Annotated in this window: 2 protein-coding genes; both read right to left on the reverse strand. The window is 40.3% G+C overall.

Annotation, left to right across the window (positions count from 1 at the left end):
* Positions 1 to 802: PAS domain-containing protein (locus tag CVN76_RS04915; protein ID WP_157805530.1), on the reverse strand; the 802-nt coding region annotated here is incomplete at its 3' end.
* 17 nt (positions 803 to 819) lie between these two features.
* The coding region (locus CVN76_RS31670; protein WP_232732108.1) for a hypothetical protein at positions 820 to 1,034 on the reverse strand (215 nt) is incomplete at its 5' end.

A 1,034-nucleotide genomic window follows, 5' to 3' on the forward strand; every position in this document is an offset into this window, starting at 1 on the left:
CATAGTCGCAGGATGTATGAATCAGTTCTGCATCTTCCGGTGAAAAATCCAGGTTAACGAAGGAGGAGCCATGGACTTCTTCTTGATGAAAGCCGGTAACCGTTTCAAACCTCGGATTCACGGTGGTGATCAACCCGTTTAAATCAAGCATGAGCATCGGGTATGGATTGTGTTCGAATAATGATTTATAACGTTGTTCACTATCGAATAATTGCTTCTCCGCAACAACTCTTTCAGATATATCCCTGCCGATGACGACTAGCCCTTTTCGGGAACCATCTTCAAAGAACAAGGGAACCTTGATCGTATCAAAGGTTTTGTGATTGCCATCTGGAAGGGGAATGATTTCCTCGCATCTTGTAATTACCCCTTTCATCCACGTTTCCTCATCGGAAACTTCACAGTAGATCAACGACTCTTTGTAAAATTCAGTGTATTCCGCCAGCTCGCTGTCTTTTTTGCCCTTATAATCCACATGCTCCAATTGAAATAATTGAAGTCCAAAGGTATTCGATTCCAGCCATCGCCCATCGCCATCCTTGAAGTTAACGAAATCGACCATCGAATTAATAAGTGTACGCCGGCGTTGCTCCGCTTCCTTTAATTGCTTGAATTCTTCCCTTTTAGCCAAGTAAAGGTATAAGACCATGCCTATCGATAAAAGAAAGAAAGTGCCTTCCACTCTCTGTAGCTGAATGAAGACCTCTTTGTTTTGAATATTTGTCGTTAAGAAATAGTCGAACACGACTAGTGTAAGAATCCCGGAAAGGATATATATACTTAAAATGGAACGCTTGGACATGGAGATTCTCCCTGATTTTAAGACATTGCAATGGTAAAATTACATACACATTTTAACAAACTATCGAAGAAAAATATATGCACAATCATAAATAAAAAAACAGGAACCGAGGCGGTTACCTGTTTTTTCGGAAGATGCGTTGGTTCTTTTTCTTTTTCATCCGTTTGTAGAACATGAAAAATGATAAAAAGAGCAGTGCGAGTGCAGCTAACGTATATTGGTTCATCTCCAC

The organism is Bacillus sp. mrc49, from assembly GCF_002803435.1.